Source organism: Kitasatospora sp. SC0581 (assembly GCF_048159585.1).
Classification (GTDB): Bacteria; Actinomycetota; Actinomycetes; order Streptomycetales; family Streptomycetaceae; genus Kitasatospora.
The window spans coordinates 1-19,011 of the sequence record NZ_JBLRWA010000020.1; the positions used below are offsets into that span (position 1 = coordinate 1).

The window sequence follows — 19,011 nt, forward strand, 5'->3', positions numbered from 1 at the left end:
CAAGGACGGGCGCGGTGACCGGCGCGCGGAGGGGGCGGGAAAGCTCTGACCCCCCCCGGATGGCCGGGTACCCCGCGGGGGGTACCGGGCCTTCCGCTGTGCGCGCCCGGGCGCGCTCTCGTAGCTTTGTGCACAGGCTGTGGACAAGGCACCGGCCGCGGACGCCCGTCCGCGGCCGACGGCGGAGGGCGGACGTGATGACGGCGGTATTCGGCGTGGACATCGGCGGCTCGGGGATCAAGGGCGCGCCCGTCGACCTCGCCCGGGGCGTGCTCGCCGAGGAGCGCCGGAAGGTGCTCACCCCGCAGCCGTCCGCCCCCGAGGCCGTGGTCGCCGCCGTCTGCGAGGTGGTCCGCCACTTCGACCACCAGGGCCCGGTCGGGCTGACCTTCCCCGGCGTGGTCGTCGACGGTCACACCAGGACGGCCGCCAACGTGGACAAGGGCTGGATCGGCCTGGACGCGGCGGGCCTCTTCCGCCAGGCGCTCGGCATGCCCGCGACCGTCCTGAACGACGCGGACGCGGCCGGGCTGGCCGAGCTGACCCACGGCGCCGGGCGGGGCGAGTCGGGCGTGGTCCTGGTGCTGACCTTCGGCACCGGCATCGGCAGCGCCCTGTTCGTCGACGGGACGCTGGTGCCCAACACCGAGCTGGGCCACCTGGAGCTGCGCGGCAAGGACGCCGAGCGCCGGGCCTCCTCGGCCGCCAAGGAGCGGCACGGGCTGGACTGGGAGCAGTGGGCCGGGCGGGTCGACGAGTACCTGGACCTGGTGGAGATGCTCTTCTCGCCGGGGCTGATCGTGATCGGCGGCGGGGTGAGCCGCAAGCACGAGAAGTTCCTGCCGCTGCTGAAGGACCGCCGGGCACGGGTGGTGCCGGCGGAGCTGCGCAACGACGCGGGCATCGTCGGGGCCGCCATGGCGGCGGCCCGGGCCGGGGGCTGAGGAGCCGGGATCGGGCCGGGGACTGAGGGGCCGGGGTCGGGGCTGAGGGGGCGAGGGGGCGAGGGGCGCTCCTGCGGCGCCGCCGCTCAGCGGGAGCGGCCTCAGCGGGAGCGCTGGATCCGGCGCTGGGCGACGAACCGGGCGAGCACGATCAGCGCGGCCAGCCCGGTGCCGGAGAACAGCCAGCCGGCCCGCAGCGCCAGCCCGGTCGCCAGCGAGACCACCTGGGCGGTGACGCCCGGGGAGCCCACCGGTTCGAGCAGCAGCAGCGCGAGGGCGAAGGCGATCGGCCCGCTGATCGGTGCGGCCAGCAGGTCGGCGTAGCGTACCCGGACGGCGAGCTGGAAGCAGACCACCAGGTAGCCGAGGCCGAACAGCCAGCCCAGGCCGTCGAACAGCAGCCGGTCCACGCCCGCCACCGCGAGCGTCGCCAGGACGGCGACCAGCCCGGTGCCGATGGCCGTCAGCCGGGTCGGCCGGCCGGTGCGCCGCCGCCCGTACAGCGGCTCGTCGCCGCGCCCGCGCAGCGGTAGGCGCAGGCGCGGCCGGGGGGCGGCCGGGCGGGCGGCCGGGCGCGCGGCGGACGGGCCGGCCGAAGGGCGCGGGCGGGAGCCGGGGGCGGGTCCGGAGGGGGCTCCGGCGGTCTCGGGAGCCCGGCCTGGACCGGGGACGGCGGCTGCGGCCGCGCCGGTCGGCGGACGGCGTCTGGGCCCTGGCGGCTGGGTACGGATGCTCTGCTCCACCCGCCCAACGTACGGTCCGATCATCGCCACACTGTGTAATGGACCGTTCAGGTCTTGTCCCGTGTCTCCGGACGGAGTACTGATGTGATCGTCACTCAGGTCGTCGCGCAGGTCGGCTGACCTGCCCGATCGAGTCGGCGTACGACGACCACCGGATCCGTTCACGGGTCTCTCCACGGGGGAACAGCATGACCGATTTCACCTTCGAACGGCTCGACCACGTCCAGCTCGACATCCCGGCCGGCGCCGAGGACGAGTGCCGCGCCTTCTGGTCCGGAGTGCTCGGCATGACCGAGCTGGCGAAGCCGCCGGTGCTGGCCGCCCGCGGCGGCTGCTGGTTCCGCGGCGGCGGGGTCGAGGTGCACCTGGGCGTGGCCCCGGACTTCCGCCCGTCCCGCAAGGGGCACCCGGGCATCCTGGTCCGCTCGCTGGACGCCCTCGCCGACCGCCTCGCCGCGCACGGCCACCCGGTGACCTGGGACGACAACCTGCCCGGCCACCGGCGCTTCCACACCGCCGACAAGCTGGGCAACCGGCTGGAGTTCCTGGAGCCCCGGGCGGCGCCGACCGAGGAGTGAGGCGGGGCGGGGGCTGCCCGTAGACTTGGGGGTCGGCCCGTACGGTGCCGACCCAACTCCTCCAAGCCCACGGGACTGCGCTTCATGTCGCTCACGATCGGAATCGTCGGCCTGCCGAACGTCGGCAAGTCGACCCTGTTCAACGCCCTGACCAAGAACGACGTGCTGGCGGCCAACTACCCGTTCGCCACCATCGAGCCGAACGTCGGCGTGGTGGGCGTCCCGGACGCTCGGCTGGCCAAGCTCGCCGAGATCTTCGGCTCCCAGCGCATCCTCCCGGCCACCGTCGACTTCGTCGACATCGCCGGCATCGTGCGCGGCGCCAGCGAGGGCGAGGGCCTGGGCAACAAGTTCCTCGCCAACATCCGCGAGTCCGACGCGATCTGCCAGGTCGTGCGCGCCTTCACCGACCCGGACGTGGTGCACGTGGACGGAAAGGTGTCGCCCAAGGACGACATCGAGACCATCCACACCGAGCTGATCCTGGCCGACCTCCAGACCATCGAGAAGGTCCTGCCGCGGCTCCAGAAGGAGGCGCGCCTCAAGAAGGACACCGCCCCCGTGCTGGCCGCCGCCGAGGCCGCGCAGGCGATCCTGGAGACCGGCAAGACCCTCTTCGAGGCCGGCTTCGACACCGCCCCGATCCGCGACCTCCACCTGCTGACCGCCAAGCCCTTCCTCTACGTCTTCAACGTGGACGAGGCCGAGTTGGCCGACGAGGACTTCAAGGACGCCCAGCGCGAGCTGGTCGCCCCGGCCGAGGCGATCTTCCTGAACGCCAAGATCGAGTCCGAGCTGATCGAGCTGGACGACGCCGAGGCCCTGGAACTGCTCCAGTCCATGGGCCAGGAGGAGCCCGGCCTCGCCACCCTCGCCCGGGTCGGCTTCAACACCCTCGGCCTCCAGACCTACCTGACGGCCGGCCCCAAGGAAACCCGCGCCTGGACCATCAAGAAGGGCGCCACCGCCCCCGAGGCCGCCGGAGTCATCCACACCGACTTCCAGAAGGGCTTCATCAAGGCCGAGGTGATCTCCTTCGCCGACCTGGTCGAGACCGGCTCCATCGCCGAGGCCCGCGCCAAGGGCAAGGCCCGCATCGAGGGCAAGGAGTACGTCATGCAGGACGGCGACGTCGTGGAGTTCCGCTTCAACGTCTGACCGGTTAGCGCAACTCCCGTACAAGGGGTCGGACTTCCAGGGGAAGTCCGACCCCTTCGGCGTACCTGCCCAGGTGTCGTAAGCCCACGGGGCATCCTTCCGCAGCCTGGTCCAGGCCGCGCGATTATACGCGGGTAAGAGAAGTTGTGTGTCGAGATCCTTACTCCTCCCTCACGATTGGTCGCACACTGCGATCCTGATCGCGACAGGCCACTCCGGTGGGTTTCATGGCTTGAGGAGGGGGGCTGGGTATGTCCAGCCTGAATGAGAGGCCGGCGGCCGCCACGTTTGATGTTGAGGCATTGGTCACGGCGGCGTGGAACGGTGAGATTCGCGTGCCGCATTTTCAGCGGGGTTTCCGATGGGCGCGTGAGGATGTTCGGCGCCTGTTCGACAGCATAGTGAAGGGATACCCGGTGGGTAGCCTTCTCCTGTGGGAGCGTCCTGCTGCCGAGCAGCGTGTCAGTCTGGGGGCATTGCGTATCGACGCTCCCGCCACGGATGCGGCCCAATGGGTCGTAGACGGCCAGCAGCGAATCACGGCACTGGCGAATGCGTTGGATTCGTCAGGTCAGGCTGATCAGCGATTTGCACTCTCGTACAACCTGCGGACGGGAGCATTCATTTCGTCCCCGCTCTCGCCGGACCCCTTGATCATTCCATTGCCGGTGGTGTTCGATCTCCAGCAGATCCTCAAATGGTTCGCGCGGCATCCAGAGATCGCCGACTACCTTGACGCCGCGACCAGTGTGACGAAACGGATCCGCCAATTTCCGATTCCCGCTTATGTCGTCAAACAGGGCAGCCCGGACGTCCTGCAGGACATTTTCGACCGCATGAACAACTACGGGAAGAGACTCAAGCGTGCCGAGGTGTTCTCGGCCCTATATGCGGGTGATGAGGCGAAGCAGGACGAGACTCTCACGATCGAGCGGATCGCCCACGGGATCAATGTCGAGCGGCAGTTTGGTGGGATTGACGACGATACTATCCTGAGGGCGATCCTGGCCCGGCGTGGCCCTGATGTCACACGGGATATCCACCATGAATTCGAGGATGGTCGTGAGGATCGCGACGCGGCCTACAAGGCGGGCGAGGAAGCCCTGCTGCGAGCCGTGACGTTCGTCCAGGAGAAGGTGGGCGTCCCGCACTTCCAGTTGTTGCCCTATCGTTTCCTCCTGGTGGTGTTGTCGCGCTTCTTCGCTCATCACCCTGACCCCGGGCCGGATGCTTTGGATGCCCTCAGGCGCTGGTTCTGGCGTGCCTCGGTAGTGGGGCCCTACATCTTCCGCGGCAGCGCCACGGGGGCGATGAGGACTCAAAACTACAAAATTTCTCCCCGTTCGATGAGTGAATCGCTGCAAGGCCTCATCGACGTGGTCGAGAGATCCGAGCGTTCCGTTCCCAATGCGGCGCGCCTTCGGACGAATGAGGGAGCCGGCAAGATCATCCTGTGTTCACTCTGGGCCCTGGGGCCGCGCGACCTGGTGGCGGCGGACAGTATCGAACAGCCCCGCCTGGCTCGCTCTATCGGCGATTCCAATACCGCGGCCACGGCGATCGGCTACATCGTCAACCCCAGAAATGTGGGAAGTAGCCACAGGTTCTCGGCCGGGAATCGGATCATTCTCAGTTCGGATAAACTCCCCGCCAATGAGGTGGACAGCCTTATCGCTATGCAGCCGATGCATCTCGGGGATGCCGAATGGAGGGATATTCTCGCATCTCATGCGATCACCATCGATATGGCTGCCATGCTTGCCGCGGGGAGGACGGTAGAGTTCCTCAAGTTGCGCGAACAGGCCGTCCAGGAGAGTCTTCAGAATTTCCTTACCGAGATGTGCGGTTGGAATTTCGAGACCATTGAGGCATTGCTGGATCGGCAGGGAGACGAGAATGAATCCGGAGTGACGGACTGACGCTCCGGGTGCCCGCGGCGGTGGTGGTGATACTGGTTCGGTGCTGATCCTATGGCGTCCGGAAGTGTGACTTCCTGGGTCGCAACGGTGTGGTGGAGTTCCGCTGCAACGTCTGACGGCCGGCCGCCGCCGCGTACCCGGACCGCCCGGGCCCCGTGTTCGTACGGGGTCCGGGCGGTGCGGTGTTTCCGGGGTCAGCCGACGGTGACGGTGAGGAGGCCGTCGGGGGCGGCGGTGACGGTGACGGTGGTGAGGGTGTCGGCGTGGGCGTCCGGGTGGTGGGGGAGGGCGCGCGGGCCGACGCCGACGACGCGGACGCCGGCGGCCTTGGCGGCGGCGATGCCGGCGCCGGAGTCCTCGAAGGCGAGGCAGTCGGCGGGGGCGAAGCCGAGGTCGGCGGCGCCCTTGAGGAAGCCCTCGGGGTCGGGCTTGCTGGCGCCGACGGACTCGGCGGTGACCAGGACGGACGGCATCGGGAGCCCGGCGGCGGTCATCCGGATCCGGGCGAGCGGCAGGTCGGCGGAGGTGACCAGGGCGTGCGGGAGGCCGGTCAGCGAGGCGAGGAAGGCGGCGGCGCCGGGCACCGGGACGACGCCCTCGGTGTCGGCGCGCTCCTCGGCGAGGATCCGCTCGTTGTCGGCCAGGTTGAGCTCGGCCGGGCGGTCGGGCAGCAGGAGGGCCATGGTCGCGTGGCCCTGGCGGCCGTGGGCGACGGCGAGCACCTCGGCGGGGTCCAGGCCGTTCCGCTCGGCCCAGCGGCTGAAGCAGCGCTCGACCACGGCGTCGGAGTTGACGAGGGTGCCGTCCATGTCCAGGAGGAGGGCGCGGGCGGTCAGCCGGACGGGGGCAGCGGTCATGGGGCGGCTCCTCGGGGAGTGTGGCGACGGGAGAGCCGGAGAATGCGAGCTCTTTGTTTCTCGATGATACAAAAGATCATCCGAGCAGGTGGGCATTGACCGCCCGGGCCTCCTCGGCCAGCTCCGACAGCTCCACCACCTCGACCCCGGCCGCCGTCAGCAGCGCGGTGCCCTGGCAGTCGGTGACGAACAGGTCCGGCTCGCGCCAGGCGACCACCACCCGCGGCACGCCCGCCGCGAGGAGCAGCCGGGCGCACGGCATCGGCCGCGAGGCGCGCTGCCCGCAGGGCTCCAGCGAGCTGTAGACCGTCGCCCCGCGCAGCCGCGGGTCGCCCGCCGGGAGCTTGGCCAGCGCCGCCTCCTCGGCGTGGTCGTGCGGGTCCGCCTCCCGGCTGTAGCCCTCCGCCAGCACCGTGCCGTCGGCGCCGACGATCACCGCGCCGACCGAGAAGGCCGTCCCGGACGGCGGGCAGCGGCGGGAGAGCTCGACGGCCCGGCGCAGGTGGTCGAGGTCGGTGGAGGCGGACTGGGTCACGGCGCGGGCTCCTTCGGGGCGTACCTGAGCAGGACGACGTCGCCCACGGTACGTGCCTCCAGCAGCCACATCCGTCGGGCCGGACCGCCCGGGAACGCCGCCGGGCGGACGAACCGGGGTGCGTCGGCCTGGCCGACCAGCAGCGGGGCGACGGCCAGCTGGAGCTCGTCCGCCAGGCCCTGGGCCAGGAACTGGGTGTGCACGCCCCCGCCGCCCTCGACCATCAGCCGGCGCACCCCGCGGGCGCCCAGGTCGTCCAGCACCGCGCCGAGGTCCACCGCGTCGCCCAGCGCGACCACCTCGGCCAGCCCGTCCAGCCGGGGGCGAAGCACCGCCGCCCCGGCCTCCGTGGTGTAGGCGAGCCGGGCGCCGCCGGTGTGCCAGAAGCGCAGGCCGGCGTCGAGTTCGCCGCTCGCGCTGAGCGTCACCTTCAGCGGGTACTCGGGCCGGCCGGCCGCCAGCCGGGCGGCCCGGCGCCCGGGGTCGTTGACCAGCAGCCGGGGGTTGTCGGCGCGCAGCGTGTTGCCGCCGACCAGGACGGCGTCGGCGGCGGCGCGCTCCTCGTCGACCCGGTCGAAGTCGGCGGCGTTGGAGAGCAGCAGCCGGTCGGGGGAGGCGTCGTCGAGGTGGCCGTCGAGCGAGACGGCGGCGCTCAGCAGGACGTAGGGGCGCGGGCCGGGCATGGGCGGGGACCGTTCTGTCGGGGGCGCCTCCACGGTACGGCGGCCGGGTGCGGCCCCGGCCCATAGCGACCGGAATGCGAGACGGATCTTCTCGCTATCCGGGACGAGGAGTAGCGTCGGGGGTGTCGCGGAGTACCGCGGCCGACCGCACCCAGGGGGGACCTCATGACCGGACCGCAGCCCGCCGCCGTCTACACCCACGGCCACCAGGAGGCCGTGCTGCGCTCGCACCGCTCCCGCACCGCCGCCGACTCGGCCGGCTACCTGCTGCCCGAACTGCGGCCCGGCCAGGCCCTGTTGGACGTCGGCTGCGGTCCCGGCACGATCACCGCGGACCTGGCCGCGCTGGTCGGCCCGCAGGGGCGGGTGGTCGCGGTGGACGCCTCCGCCGAGGTGCTGGAGCAGGCCGCCGGACACGTCGCCGGGCGGGGGCTGTCCAACGTCGCCTTCGAGTGCGCCGACGTGCACCGGCTGCCGTACCGGGACGGCGAGTTCGACGTGGTGCACGCCCACCAGGTGCTCCAGCACGTGGCCGACCCGGTGGCCGCGCTGCGCGAGCTGCGGAGGGTGACGGCGCCGGGCGGCGTGGTCGCGGTCCGCGATGTCGACTACGCCTCGATGACCTGGTTCCCGGAGGCGCCCGCGCTGGACCGGTGGCTGGAGCTGTACCGGCGGACCGCCCGCGCCAACGGCGGCGAGCCGGACGCCGGCCGGCGGCTGTTGTCCTGGGCCCGCGCCGCCGGCTTCACCGAGGTCACCGCGAGCTCCTCCACCTGGACGTTCGCGACGCCCGAGCAGCGCGCCTGGTGGGGCGGGATGTGGGCGGACCGGGTGACGGGCACTGCGCTGGGCCGGACGGCGGTCGGGCTGGGCTTCGCGGAGCAGGACGAGCCGGAGCGGATCGCGGACGGCTGGCGGGAGTGGAGCGCCGCCGGGGACGGCTGGTTCTCGATGCTGCACGGGGAGGTCCTGGCCCGCGGCTGAGCGGGCGGAGGGCGGCCCGGAAAGGTCGGGCAGGCGTTCGGAAAGATCGGGTAAAGTCGCGCGACCGTTCAGATCGGGCCCGTGAGGGTCCGTTCGGGTCCGAGCCGTGGCGCGGAGCCATGGTGCCGAGCGCCGAGCCGATGCCCGCCCCGGTGGGTTGGGGGAGTCCACGTGTCCAAGCCTGAGTCCGAGCCGCCCGTCCCGGGGCCGGAGCCGGAGCCGTCCGCGGCCACGGGAACCGACGCGGGTACGGGCGCGGATGCTGGCGCGGGGGGTACGGACGCGACGGAGGCGCCGACGGCCGGTCAGGACCCCCGGGTGGACTTCCGCAAGGCCGCCGCCGAGCCAACGGGGCCGGTCGAGCCCACGAACCCGGCCGAGCCCGCGAGCGCCGCCGAGCCGGTGGCCCCCGCCGCCCCCGCCGACCCCTGGGCCGCCCCCGACCTCTCCGCCGGCCCGTCCGCCGCCCCGGCCCCGGCCCCGCAGGCCGTCCCGCCGTCGGCCGCCCCGCCCCAGCCGCCGCACCCGCTGCCCGCCGGGGGCTGGGCCTCCGTCACCCCCGCCGCCCAGTCCGGCTTCCAGCCCGGCCACCCGTACGCCCCGGCCCCCGGCCAGGGCCCGGCCGGCGCGCCCGGCCCCGGGTTCGTCGGCCCCGGGTTCGTCCCCGGCCCCGCCCCCACCAACGGCTTCGCCGTCGGCTCCCTGGTCACCGGCCTGCTCCTGGTGGCCCCGGTGGCCCTGGTGTTCGGCGTCCTCGCGCTGGTCCAGATCAACCGCCGCAAGGAGCGCGGCTCCGGCATGGCGGTGACCGGCCTGGTGCTCGGCACGATCGGCACGGTGCTGATGGCCCTGCTGCTCGGCGCGGCCGACTTCAGCTCGGCGCGGGCCGGCCGCTCCGGCCTGCCCCCGAAGGCGCCGGCCGGTTCGGTGCACTGGTCCGACCTCAAGGCGGGCGACTGCTACGACTCCCCCCAGGGCGGGTCGACGGCGGACGGGGGCGGCGACGAGACGGTGTACTGGGTGCACCGGGTGGCCTGCACCGAGCCGCACCACGGCGAGGTGGCGGGCACCGCCGACCTCCTGCTCGGCGCCGGCGCCTACCCGGGCGAGCGCGCGGCCCGCGAGTCGGCCGGCCGGCTGTGCCGCCAGGTGCTGAGCGGCTACGCGCTCGACCAGTGGGCCGTCCCCGACGGCATGGAGGACGTCTACCTCTACCCGACCGAGAAGAACTGGGCGTCCGGCTCGCGGTACGTGACCTGCGCCTACGAGGACCGCGAGGACCGGCACCGGGGCACCGTCCGCACCGACCGCAGCCACCTGACCGCGCCCCAGCTGGCCTACCTGGAGGCCGCCCGGACCTTCAACGACGACTACCTGGACCAGCCGGAGCGGGAGGTCGCCGAGGCCGAGGCCGACTACCGGGCCTGGGCGCGCCGGGTGGCCTCTGCCTCCCGCACCCAGGCGGCGGTGCTGGCCAGGACGGGGGTGGCCTGGCCGGCCGACGTCCAGCCGAGGATCGCCAAGCTGGCCGAGGCCAAGTCGCAGGCGGCCGCGGCATGGGACGCCGCGGCCTCCGGCACCGACCTGGCGGGCGACCTCCGCAAGGCCAGGGCGCTGGAGGCCAGGACGACGCCGACGGCCCTGGAGATCCGCCGCGGGCTGGACCTGTCGACCGGGGAGCAGGCGCCCGACCTGCGGGTCTGAGCCGTCCGGAGGCGCGGTTACCGGCCGTTGACCGGGCCCGTACCTGCCGGTAACCCGTCGGCCGTACGGTCGTGGGCACGTCCCCGGCCCGACCCCCACGCGAGCCGGGGACCAGCCCGTCCGCCCCGGGGCGGGCCGGCCCGGGGGAGCCCCCGGTACCCTCCGGCCATGGGTACCCACCGGGTGATGCGGCAGGACGACAACGGCAACCGCTTCCTGGTCGCCAAGGACCTCGACCGGGCGGAGGCCCGGCGGCTGGCCGCCGAGTTCGAGGCCCGCGGCCACAAGCAGCTGTACTGGGTCGAGGAGGACGGGGAGGCGGCCCGGCCCGAACCGGCGGACGGGACGGTCCGCAACGCCTGAGCCCTCCGCAGCCCCGAGCCCTCCGCGGCCCCGAGCCCTCCGCAGCGCCCGAGCCCTCCGCGGACGCCCGGGCCCGACCGCAGACCGTAGGGTCGGGCCCATGGACGCGACCCACGACCCCGCCCCCGACGCCCCCGCCGCCCCGCCCCGGATCGTGGTCGGTGGTGCGCTGGTCCACCGCGGCCGGGTGCTCGCCGCCCGGCGCAGCGCGCCCGAGGCGGTGGCCGGCCGGTGGGAGTTCCCCGGCGGGAAGGCCGAGCCGGGGGAGACCGAGGCGCAGGCGCTGGAGCGGGAGCTGCTGGAGGAGCTCGGCGTCCGGGCGCGTGCGCTGGTCCGGCTGCCGGGCGCGTGGGCCGTGCGCCCCGGCCTGGAGCTGCGCTTCTGGGCCGCCGAATTGCTGTCCGGCGAGCCGCGCGCACTGCAGGACCACGACGCGCTGCGCTGGCTGGGCCCGGACGAGCTGGACGCCGTGGACTGGATCGACCACGACCGTGACGTGCTGCCGCACGTCGCCCGGCTGCTCGCGGGCGCCCCGGCGGGCGCCGCCGAAAGCGCGTCGGCGGTGGGCGACGCGCAGTCCGCCGGGTAGGTCAATCGGACAAGACGACCCGGGGGCCGGGATAGCCTGGATGCTGCTGGGTATGTCACTTTTCGGCACTATTCGTCACCATCGGTGAGCCGTCCCCAGCCGGCGACGCCGATCCCGACCAGAGCCGGAGGCCCCGTCGGTGTCGAGTACCGGGAACGGCGGCGGGGGAGAGCGGCGGGCAGGCTCCGCGGGGAGCGCCGCCGCCCGCGCCCGACTGCGCCGCGCCGCCCGTCCGGCCGCCCCCCAGTCGTCGGCCGCCCGCCGCCGGGGCACCGTCGAGGCCCCCGACACCGCGCGGCCCGACACCGTACGGCCCGACCAGCCGGCGCCGACCCTGGCGGTGGCCGAGCCGGGCACCCGGGGCGGCCTGCGCGGACGCCCCGCCCGGCCGTTCCCCGGCGGTCCGGCCGATGCCACGGGCACCCCCGGCACGCCCGCCGGCGGCAGCCTGCTGGACATGCTCAAGGTCGCCATCGCGATCCTGGACACCGCGGGCCGGGTGGTGCTCTGGAGCCCCGCCGCCGAGGAGCTGCTCGGCTGGCCGAACGAGCTGCTGGTCGGCCGCCGGATCGAGGAGCTGATCCCCGACCGGGAGCAGGTCGCCCGGATCCGGGGCGCGATCCAGGACACCCTGCGGCACGGCCGCTGGGCCGGCTACGCCGAGCTGCGCGACCGGGACGGCGCCCCGGTCGCCGTGGACGCCCGGATCTCCCTCCTGGTGGACGGCGACGGCACCCCGTTCCTCCAGGTCAACATGGCCGAGGCGGCCGCCGTCCAGGCCGTCGAACGGGACCTCGCGGTGCGCGACGCGCTGTTCGAGCAGTCCCCGCTGGGCATCGCCATCATGGACACCGGCCTGCGCTACACGGCCGTCAACCGGACCCTCGCCGAGATGAACGGCGTCGCCCCGGACGACCACGTCGGCCGCACCACCGGCGAGACCCTGCCGGAGCGGGCCGCCGACGAGATCACCGCCATCCAGCGCCAGGTGCTGGCCACCGGCGAGCCGGTCATCGACGTCACCCTGGCCTCCCCGGTCACCACCCGGGCCGGCTACCGCTCGATCTCCTACAGCCGGATGACGGACCGCTCCGGCCGGGTGCTCGGCATCTCCGGCACCGTGATGGACGTGACCGAGCGCTACCGGGCGGTCGCCAAGGTCGAGCACGCCCGGCGCCGGCTCTCGCTGCTCAACGAGTTCGGCTCCCGGGTCGGCGACCTGCTGGACGCCTCCCGGATCGCCCAGGAGCTGGCCGGCTCGGTCGTCCCCCGGCTGACCGACCACTCGGCGGTGGTCCTGCTCCAGGCCGTCGCGCACGGCGACGACCTGCCCCGGCACGGCCACGACCGGCGCACCTCGCTGCTCCAGCTCGGCACCGCCTCCGTCCAGGACGGCCCCGAGGTGGACGTGATGCTGCGCCGCGGCGCCCGGATCACCTTCGCCGAGGAGTCGGTCTGCGGCCGGGTGCTGCGCACCGGCGTGCCCGAGCTGCTGTCCGGCGCCGACCAGCTGGACGACGTCACCTACCCCGGAGACCCGAAGATGCAGGCCGCCCGGGACCTGGGCGTGCACTCGATGCTGGTCGTGCCGCTGCGCGCCCGCGGCATCGTGATCGGCCTGCTGCTGGTCAGCCGGGCCGGCTACCGCGAGGGCTTCGACCGGGACGACCTGGCCTTCACCGTCGAACTGGCCGACCGGGCCGGCAGCTCGCTGGACAACGCCCGCCTCTACGCCCGCGAGCGCACCGCCGCGCTCACCCTCCAGCGCACCCTGCTCCCGCAGCAGGTCCCGCAGCCCACCGGCGTCGAGGTCGCCTACCGGTACGTGCCCGGCAGCAGCGGCACCGAGGTCGGCGGCGACTGGTTCGACGTCATCCCGCTGCCCGGCGACCGCACCGCGCTGGTGGTCGGCGACGTGATGGGCCACGGCCTGCGGGCCGCCGCCACGATGGGGCGGCTGCGCACCGCCGTCCGGGTGCTGGCCGCCCTCGACCTGCCGCCGGACGTCCTGCTGCGGCACGTCCACGAGCTGGCCGACGACCTCGCCCAGGGCCCGGACGAGGCGCTGCTGGCCACCTGCGTCTACGCGGTCTTCGACCCGGCGACGGCCCGGCTCACCGTCGCCAAGGCCGGGCACATCCCGCCGGTGCTGGTGGTGCCGGGCGAGGACGCCGCGGAGCCGACCCGCACCGGCGGCCCGCTGCCCGGCGGCGCCGGCCGCATCCTCGACCTGCCCTCCGGCGCCCCGCTCGGGGTGGGCGGAGTCCCGTTCGAGTCGGTCGAACTGAAGATCCCCGAGGGCAGCCTGCTGGCGCTGTGCACCGACGGCCTGGTCGAGTCCCGGGACAAGGACCTGGACGTCGGCCTCGGCCGGCTGGTCACCGTGCTCCAGGGGCCGCACGCCTCCATCCAGGCCGCCTGCGAGGCGGTGCTGGACACCATGGAGCAGGGCCGGGAGCCGGACGACGTCGCGCTGCTGCTGGCCCGGCTCGGCCACGGCCAGGCCGGCACCCCGACGGTGGGCTGGACCCTGCCGGCCGAGCCCACCGCCGTCTCCCGGGCCCGCCGGCTGGTCCGCGCCACGCTCGTCGAGTGGGGCGTCGAGGAGCTCACCGACACCGCCGAGCTGCTGGTCAGCGAGCTGGTCACGAACGCCATCCGGTACGCCAGCGCCCCCATCGGGGTGCGGCTGACGCTCGGTGAGACGCTGCTGGTCGAGATCTCCGACCCGCTGCCCGACCCGCCCCGGGAGCGGCACGCGGCCGAGGCCGACGAGGGCGGGCGCGGCCTGGAGCTGGTCCACCGGCTGGCACTGCGCTGGGGCGCCCGGGCCGAGGGCATCGGCAAGGTGGTCTGGTTCGAGCAGGCGCTGCCGGGTAGTGAGCCCGATGGATCGTGAGCGGAACGAACAGCAGGGGAGCGGGGTCGCATATGCCATCGGGCGCTCAGGGGGAGCGCGCGCTCCGGAAGGGGGCGCGAGCGTGGCATTGTGGTTGCGCGGGCGGTAGGACAAAAACCTTCGCCCGATCTGATGTTGTGATGTTGAGGGCGTGTGAACGTACCCCTCGATGATGAATACTCGGTCTTCTCGACATCCGGACGGTCGCGGGTTGGAGGGGTCGGTCCGTTGAACAGCACTCCGGCGCGGAGCGTGTCGCCGAGCAGCAGCGGTCATGCCGCTGTACCCGGGCAGGCCGGTTCCGCGCACCTGTCCGTACCGGACGGCGCGGTCGCCGGGCGCGGCCACCACCCCGTCGCCGAGGATCGCGCCTGGGGCGCCGGCGACCCCGGCTCGATCTACGACTACATCCGGGTCGCCACCTTCGCGATCGGCCCCGACGGGCGGATCAGCCAGTGGAGCGAGCGCGCCGCCGAGTTCTTCGGCATCCCGGCCGCCGAGGCCGTCGGCGCCGACCCGGTCACCACCTTCGTCCCCCGCGAGCTCTGGCAGCGCGGCCGGGCCCGGCTGGAGCGCACCCTGGCGGGCGAGGAGTGGGTCGGCACCACCCCGTACCGGGACGCCGACGGCGGCGAGGGCCTCGCCGAGCTCTACCTGATGCCCGACAGCGCCCTGCCCACCGCGGGCGCCACCTGCCTGGCCGTCGACCTCGGGCGGCTGCGCCGGATCGAGACCGACCTGGCCGCCTCCGAGGCCGTCTTCGGGCAGACGCCCACCGGCTTCGTGCTGTTCGACGACCGGCTGCGGCTGCAGCGGGTCAACGACGCCTTCGCCTCCGGGATGGGACTGGTCCCCACCGACCTGGAGGGCCTCACCCCGCACGACCTCTTCCCGCCGTCCGAGGCGGACCGGCTCACCGCCGCCCTGCGCAAGGTCGTGGCCACCGGCGAGCCCGTCTTCGACCTGCGCTTCCACGGCGCCGTCCCGACCCGCGAGGGCAACCGGCTCTGGGCCGTCTCGCTGTACCGCCTGAACGGCTCCGCCGGGCAGACCATGGGCGTCGCCGGGCAGGTCTCCGACGTCACCAGCCGGCACGTCGCCGAGCGCGAGGCCGACGGGGTGCGCCGCAACCTGGCCCTGCTCAACGAGGCCAGCGCGCACATCGGCTCCACGCTCGACCTGGAGACCACCGCCAAGGAACTGCTGGACGTCGTCGTCCCGCCGTTCTGCGACCTCGCGACCGTCGACCTCTACACCGCGCTGCTCTCCGGCGAGACCGTGCCCAGCGCCGGCCGGCTCGGCGACACCGTGCTCACCGACGGCAGCGGCGAACTGCGCCGGGTCGCCGTCTCCAGCGTGGTCGGCGGCGCCTCCTCGGTGCTCGGCTCGGTCACCGGCCTGCCGATCGCCGAGGCCGGCGGCACCCTCTGCTACCCGCGCCGCTCCCCGCACGCCCGGGCGCTGCGCACCGGCCGCAGCGTCGTCCCCGAGCCCGGGCGCGACCCGCTGCTGCGCTCCACCCTGATCGTCCCGCTGGTCGCCCGTGACCAGGTGCTCGGCCTGGTCCAGCTCTCCCGGGCGATCGGCAGCGAGCCCTTCGACGCCCGCGACGTCGCGATCGCCGAGGAACTGGTCGCCCGTGCCGCCGTCTGCATCGACAACGCTCGGCTCTACCGGCGCGAGCACGAGCGGGCGCTGATCCTCCAGCGCAGCCTGCTGCCCCCGGGCAACCCGGCCGCCAGCGGCCTGGAGATCGCCTGCCGCTACCTGCCCAGCAACAACAACACCGAGGTCGGCGGCGACTGGTTCGACGTCATCCCGCTGCCCGGCAACCGCACCGCGCTGGTCATCGGCGACGTGATGGGCCGCGGTCTGCGCGCCGCCGTCGCGATGGGCCAGCTGCGCACCGCCGTCCGCACCCTGGCGATGCTCGACCTCGACCCCGCCGAGGTGCTCGGCGCCCTGGACGAGATCGCCCGCGGCCTCGGCGACGACTCGGTGCCGGCCGGCCCGCCCACCCCGTACGGGCGGCTCACCTCGACGGCCGACGAGGAGGCCCGCGAGGTCTACCTGGCGACCTGCGTCTACGCGGTCTACGACGCCGTCACCCGCCGCTGCGTCTTCGCCAACGCCGGCCACCTGCCGCCCGTCCTGCTCAGCCCCGGCGAGAGCTCCCGGATGCTCGACGTGCCGCCCGGCCTGCCGCTCGGCGTCGGCGGCGAGCCCTTCGAGGAGGTCGAGCTGACCCTCCCGGACGGCGCCGTGCTCGCGCTCTACACCGACGGCCTGGTGGAGAGCCGCAAGCACCAGCTGGACGAGGGCCTGCGGGCCTTCCGCTCCGCGCTCTCCGACGGGGGCAAGGGGCTGGAGGACCTCTGCGACCACGTGCTCGGCGAGCTCAACCCGCACCACGGCGAGGACGACATCGCCCTGCTGATGGCCAAGGTGCACGCCTTCCCCGAGGACGCCGTCGGCAACTGGTTCCTGCCGCCCGAGCCCACCTCGGTGGCCAAGGCCCGCGAGCTGGCGTGCAGCTGGCTGCTGGCCCGGGGGCTGGACGAGCTGGTCGACACCACCGAGCTGCTGGTCAGCGAGCTGGTCACCAACGCGCTCAAGCACGGGCGGGGCGAGATCCGGCTGCGGCTGCTGCGCGAGCGCGGCCTGGTCTGCGAGGTCTGGGACGACGGCTACGCGCAGCCCCGGCAGCGGCGCGCGCAGGAGACCGACGAGGGCGGGCGCGGCCTGCAGCTGGTCAGCCTGCTGGCCGAGCGCTGGGGCAGCCGGCGCACGCCCAAGGGCAAGATCGTCTGGTTCGAGCTCGGGCTGTAACGGCCCGGAGCGGTGGGCCGGACGGGTGCAGTCGCCCGGCCGCCCGCCGTGTCGGCACGGGCCGGGCGCCCGGGGCGGCGTTCGATGGCCGCCATGCGCGTCCGCCAGCTCACCGCCGCAGCCGCCGCGCTGCTGCTCGCCGCCGGTCTCGGCGGCTGCTCCGACGACCCGGGCCCCGCCCGCACCCCCGCCGCCGTGCCCGCCCCGGCCGAGCCCACCGCCACCACCGGGGACGTCGGGCCGGTCGACCGCGCCGCCGTCCGGGACGGCGGCACGCTGCGCTGGGCCCTCGACCGCGTCCCGGCCACGCTGAACGTCTACCAGGGCGCGGCGACCGCCGACTCGGCGCTGCTCGCCCACGCGCTGTACCCCTCGCTGTTCCGGCCCGACGAGCACGGCCGGCTCGCCCCCGACCCGGACTACCTGGAGGGCGCCGAGTCCACCCCGCCCGGGCAGTCGCCGCAGGTGGTGACGTACCGGCTGAACCCGCGCGCCGTCTGGAGCGACGGCACCCCGGTCTCGGCCGCCGACCTCGACGCCCAGCGGACCGCGCTGTCCGGCCTGGACCCCGCGTACCGGGGCGGGCGGGCGGCCGGGTACGACGCCGTCGAGTCGGTCGCCCCGGGCGCCGACCCGCACGAGGTGCGGGTGACCTTCCGGCGGCCGTACGCGGAGTGGCGCTCGCTGTTCGGGCCGCTCTACCCGGCCGCCGAGACGGCCACCCCGGCCGACTTCGACCGGGCGCTGACCGGCGGCGACCGGCCGAGCGCCGGGCCGTACACCCTCTCCCGGTACGACGCCGAGGGCGGGACGGTCACCGTGGTGCGCAACCCGCTCTGGTGGGGCGAGCCGGCGAAGGCCGACCGGATCGACTTCCTCGCCTCGCCGCCCGAGCAGCGGCTGGACGCGCTGGACCAGGACCGGCTGGACGTCGCCCCGCTCACCGCGGCGGTGGACCGGGCGGTGCCGGCCCCGGCCGCCGATGCCTCCTCCGCTCCCGCCTCCGCCTCACCCTCCGTCGCGCCGCCGCCCGAGGCCGCGCCCGAGTCGGCGGCGCTGGCGCTGCGGCGGGCCGAGTCGCTGCCCGGCGTCACCGTGCACCGGGCCGCCGCGGCCTCGCTCACCCAGCTCACCCTCAACGCCGAGCGCGCCCCGCTGACCGACCCGCTGGTGCGCCGGGCCCTCACCCGGGCCGTCGACCGGCAGCGGATCGCCGCCGCCGCGCTCACCCCGCTCGGCCTGCCCGCCGCGCCGCTGGGCAGCCACCTGCTCGCCGGCGACCAGGAGGGCTACCGGGACAACAGCGGCGCGGTCGACCAGGCGGACCCGGGCCTGCTGCTGGACGAGGCGGGCTGGATGCGGCCCACCGGCGGGGGCGTCCGGAGCAGGGGCGGCAAGCCGCTCTCCCTCTCGCTGCTGCTCCCGGCCGGTTCGGCGACCGCCAAGCGCACCGCCGACGCGCTCACCGCCGGCCTCGGGGACGCCGGGATCGCGGTGCGACAGGTGCCCGTGTCCGCCGAGTCCTTCGTCGGGGAGCACCTGGCGGCCGGGGACTACGACCTCGCGCTCTTCTCCCGGCCGGTCGGCCCCAGCCCGGCGAGCGAACAGCGCCCCGCCTACGCCAAGCCCCGGCCGGACCCCGACGGAGTGCCGGACCCGGGCGGCAACTTCGGCCGCGGCGGCACCGAGGAGATCGACCGGCTGTTCGACCGGGCGGCCGCCGAACCGGACCCGGCGGCCCGGCTCGACCTGCTCCAGGAGGCGGACGTACGGATCTGGCAGCTCGGGCACTCGGTGCCGCTCTACCAGCGGCCGGAGCTGGTCGGGGTCCGGACCGGGGTGGTCGGCGCGGGCGCGTACGGCTTCGGGTGGCCGCGCTTCCAGGACGTGGGCTGGGGCGGGTAGGGCTTCCCCGGCGGGGCGGCGCACGGCGTCGGCGGACGCCTCCCGGAGACCGCTCCGGGGGCGTCCGCCCGGGGCGTGGGCCGGGCCGTCGGAGCACGAACGGAAGGGGGCCGGAGCCCGGTCGCCGGGTGGCCGCCGTGTGATCCGCCTGTGATCTTGATCCCCTGCGACCTGCTCGTTTCTGCTCACCTGGGCGCTTCCCCGTACGATAGGAGGAAGCCGAGGCATGTCGATATGCCCGGCGGGTGGACCGGTAGTAGCAGGCGGAACGGGTGGCAGCGGCCGAAAGGGCCGCAAGTGCGCGTCTCGCGGCCGGGCGCC

13 protein-coding genes and 1 pseudogene are annotated in these 19,011 nt (G+C 74.4%); 11 read left to right on the forward strand and 3 right to left on the reverse strand.

Features of this window, described 5'->3' with window-relative positions; all coding sequences use genetic code 11:
- The first annotated feature begins 197 nt into the window (after positions 1-197).
- Complete coding sequence (gene ppgK, locus ACLWS4_RS25650) at positions 198-944, forward strand: polyphosphate--glucose phosphotransferase (protein WP_049651727.1); 747 nt, start codon at positions 198-200, stop codon at positions 942-944.
- Positions 945-1,045: 101 nt separating this feature from the next.
- On the opposite strand, the gene ACLWS4_RS25655 is transcribed toward ppgK, so the two are convergent.
- On the reverse strand, positions 1,046-1,687 hold the full coding sequence (locus tag ACLWS4_RS25655) for a DUF6542 domain-containing protein (RefSeq protein WP_074001337.1): 642 nt from the start codon (positions 1,685-1,687) through the stop codon (positions 1,046-1,048).
- A gap of 188 nt (positions 1,688-1,875) precedes the next feature.
- Here ACLWS4_RS25655 and ACLWS4_RS25660 point away from each other — a divergent pair, with 188 nt between their 5' ends.
- From ACLWS4_RS25660 to ACLWS4_RS25670, 3 genes are all read left to right on the forward strand, one after another.
- Complete coding sequence (locus ACLWS4_RS25660; protein WP_387821768.1) at positions 1,876-2,265, forward strand: VOC family protein; 390 nt, start codon at positions 1,876-1,878, stop codon at positions 2,263-2,265.
- A gap of 84 nt (positions 2,266-2,349) precedes the next feature.
- Entirely contained in the window at positions 2,350-3,423 is a 1,074-nt protein-coding gene (gene ychF / locus ACLWS4_RS25665) for a redox-regulated ATPase YchF (RefSeq protein WP_049658400.1), read from the forward strand.
- Positions 3,424-3,674: 251 nt separating this feature from the next.
- Positions 3,675-5,342 carry a DUF262 domain-containing protein gene (locus ACLWS4_RS25670; RefSeq protein ID WP_380743709.1) on the forward strand — a complete coding sequence of 556 codons (1,668 nt, stop codon included), beginning with the start codon at positions 3,675-3,677 and terminating at the stop codon, positions 5,340-5,342.
- A 194-nt stretch (positions 5,343-5,536) separates the two neighbouring features.
- On the opposite strand, the gene ACLWS4_RS25675 is transcribed toward ACLWS4_RS25670, so the two are convergent.
- Together ACLWS4_RS25675 and ACLWS4_RS25680 are read right to left on the reverse strand one after the other, a co-directional pair.
- Entirely contained in the window at positions 5,537-6,199 is a 663-nt protein-coding gene (locus ACLWS4_RS25675) for an HAD-IA family hydrolase (RefSeq protein ID WP_074001343.1), read from the reverse strand.
- 76 nt (positions 6,200-6,275) lie between these two features.
- A pseudogene (locus ACLWS4_RS25680) lies at positions 6,276-7,417 on the reverse strand (dihydrofolate reductase family protein).
- A gap of 165 nt (positions 7,418-7,582) precedes the next feature.
- Here ACLWS4_RS25680 and ACLWS4_RS25685 point away from each other — a divergent pair.
- The 7 genes from ACLWS4_RS25685 (at position 7,583) to ACLWS4_RS25715 (ending at position 18,690) form a co-directional block, all read left to right on the forward strand.
- Positions 7,583-8,401, forward strand: coding sequence for a methyltransferase domain-containing protein (locus ACLWS4_RS25685; protein WP_375874158.1), 819 nt, complete (start codon positions 7,583-7,585; stop codon positions 8,399-8,401).
- A 171-nt stretch (positions 8,402-8,572) separates the two neighbouring features.
- A complete protein-coding gene (locus ACLWS4_RS25690; RefSeq protein ID WP_416875317.1) occupies positions 8,573-10,105 on the forward strand; it encodes a DUF4190 domain-containing protein in 1,533 nt (510 codons plus the stop codon).
- 168 nt (positions 10,106-10,273) lie between these two features.
- Positions 10,274-10,468 (forward strand): hypothetical protein, encoded by a 195-nt coding sequence (locus ACLWS4_RS25695; RefSeq protein ID WP_049660479.1) that lies wholly within the window; start codon positions 10,274-10,276, stop codon positions 10,466-10,468.
- 100 nt (positions 10,469-10,568) lie between these two features.
- Positions 10,569-11,057, forward strand: a complete 489-nt coding sequence (locus tag ACLWS4_RS25700) for an NUDIX domain-containing protein (RefSeq protein WP_416875318.1) — start codon at positions 10,569-10,571, stop codon at positions 11,055-11,057.
- Positions 11,058-11,196: 139 nt separating this feature from the next.
- On the forward strand, positions 11,197-13,956 hold the full coding sequence (locus ACLWS4_RS25705; RefSeq protein ID WP_416875319.1) for a SpoIIE family protein phosphatase: 2,760 nt from the start codon (positions 11,197-11,199) through the stop codon (positions 13,954-13,956).
- Between the two features lie 228 nt (positions 13,957-14,184).
- Complete coding sequence (locus ACLWS4_RS25710) at positions 14,185-16,785, forward strand: SpoIIE family protein phosphatase (protein WP_375874154.1); 2,601 nt, start codon at positions 14,185-14,187, stop codon at positions 16,783-16,785.
- A gap of 93 nt (positions 16,786-16,878) precedes the next feature.
- Complete coding sequence (locus tag ACLWS4_RS25715) at positions 16,879-18,690, forward strand: ABC transporter family substrate-binding protein (RefSeq protein WP_416875320.1); 1,812 nt, start codon at positions 16,879-16,881, stop codon at positions 18,688-18,690.
- Positions 18,691-19,011: the final 321 nt, after the last annotated feature.

Bases quoted from the DNA above. Each gene is read 5' to 3' on its own strand.
- ppgK (WP_049651727.1), top strand. From the start codon at position 198: ATGACGGCGGTATTCGGCGTGGACATCGGCGGCTCGGGGATCAAGGGC.
- ACLWS4_RS25660 (WP_387821768.1), top strand. From the start codon at position 1,876: ATGACCGATTTCACCTTCGAACGGCTCGACCACGTCCAGCTCGACATC.
- ychF (WP_049658400.1), top strand. From the start codon at position 2,350: ATGTCGCTCACGATCGGAATCGTCGGCCTGCCGAACGTCGGCAAGTCG.
- ACLWS4_RS25670 (WP_380743709.1), top strand. From the start codon at position 3,675: ATGTCCAGCCTGAATGAGAGGCCGGCGGCCGCCACGTTTGATGTTGAG.
- ACLWS4_RS25675 (WP_074001343.1), bottom strand. From the start codon at position 6,199: ATGACCGCTGCCCCCGTCCGGCTGACCGCCCGCGCCCTCCTCCTGGAC.
- ACLWS4_RS25685 (WP_375874158.1), top strand. From the start codon at position 7,583: ATGACCGGACCGCAGCCCGCCGCCGTCTACACCCACGGCCACCAGGAG.
- ACLWS4_RS25695 (WP_049660479.1), top strand. From the start codon at position 10,274: ATGGGTACCCACCGGGTGATGCGGCAGGACGACAACGGCAACCGCTTC.
- ACLWS4_RS25700 (WP_416875318.1), top strand. From the start codon at position 10,569: ATGGACGCGACCCACGACCCCGCCCCCGACGCCCCCGCCGCCCCGCCC.
- ACLWS4_RS25715 (WP_416875320.1), top strand. From the start codon at position 16,879: ATGCGCGTCCGCCAGCTCACCGCCGCAGCCGCCGCGCTGCTGCTCGCC.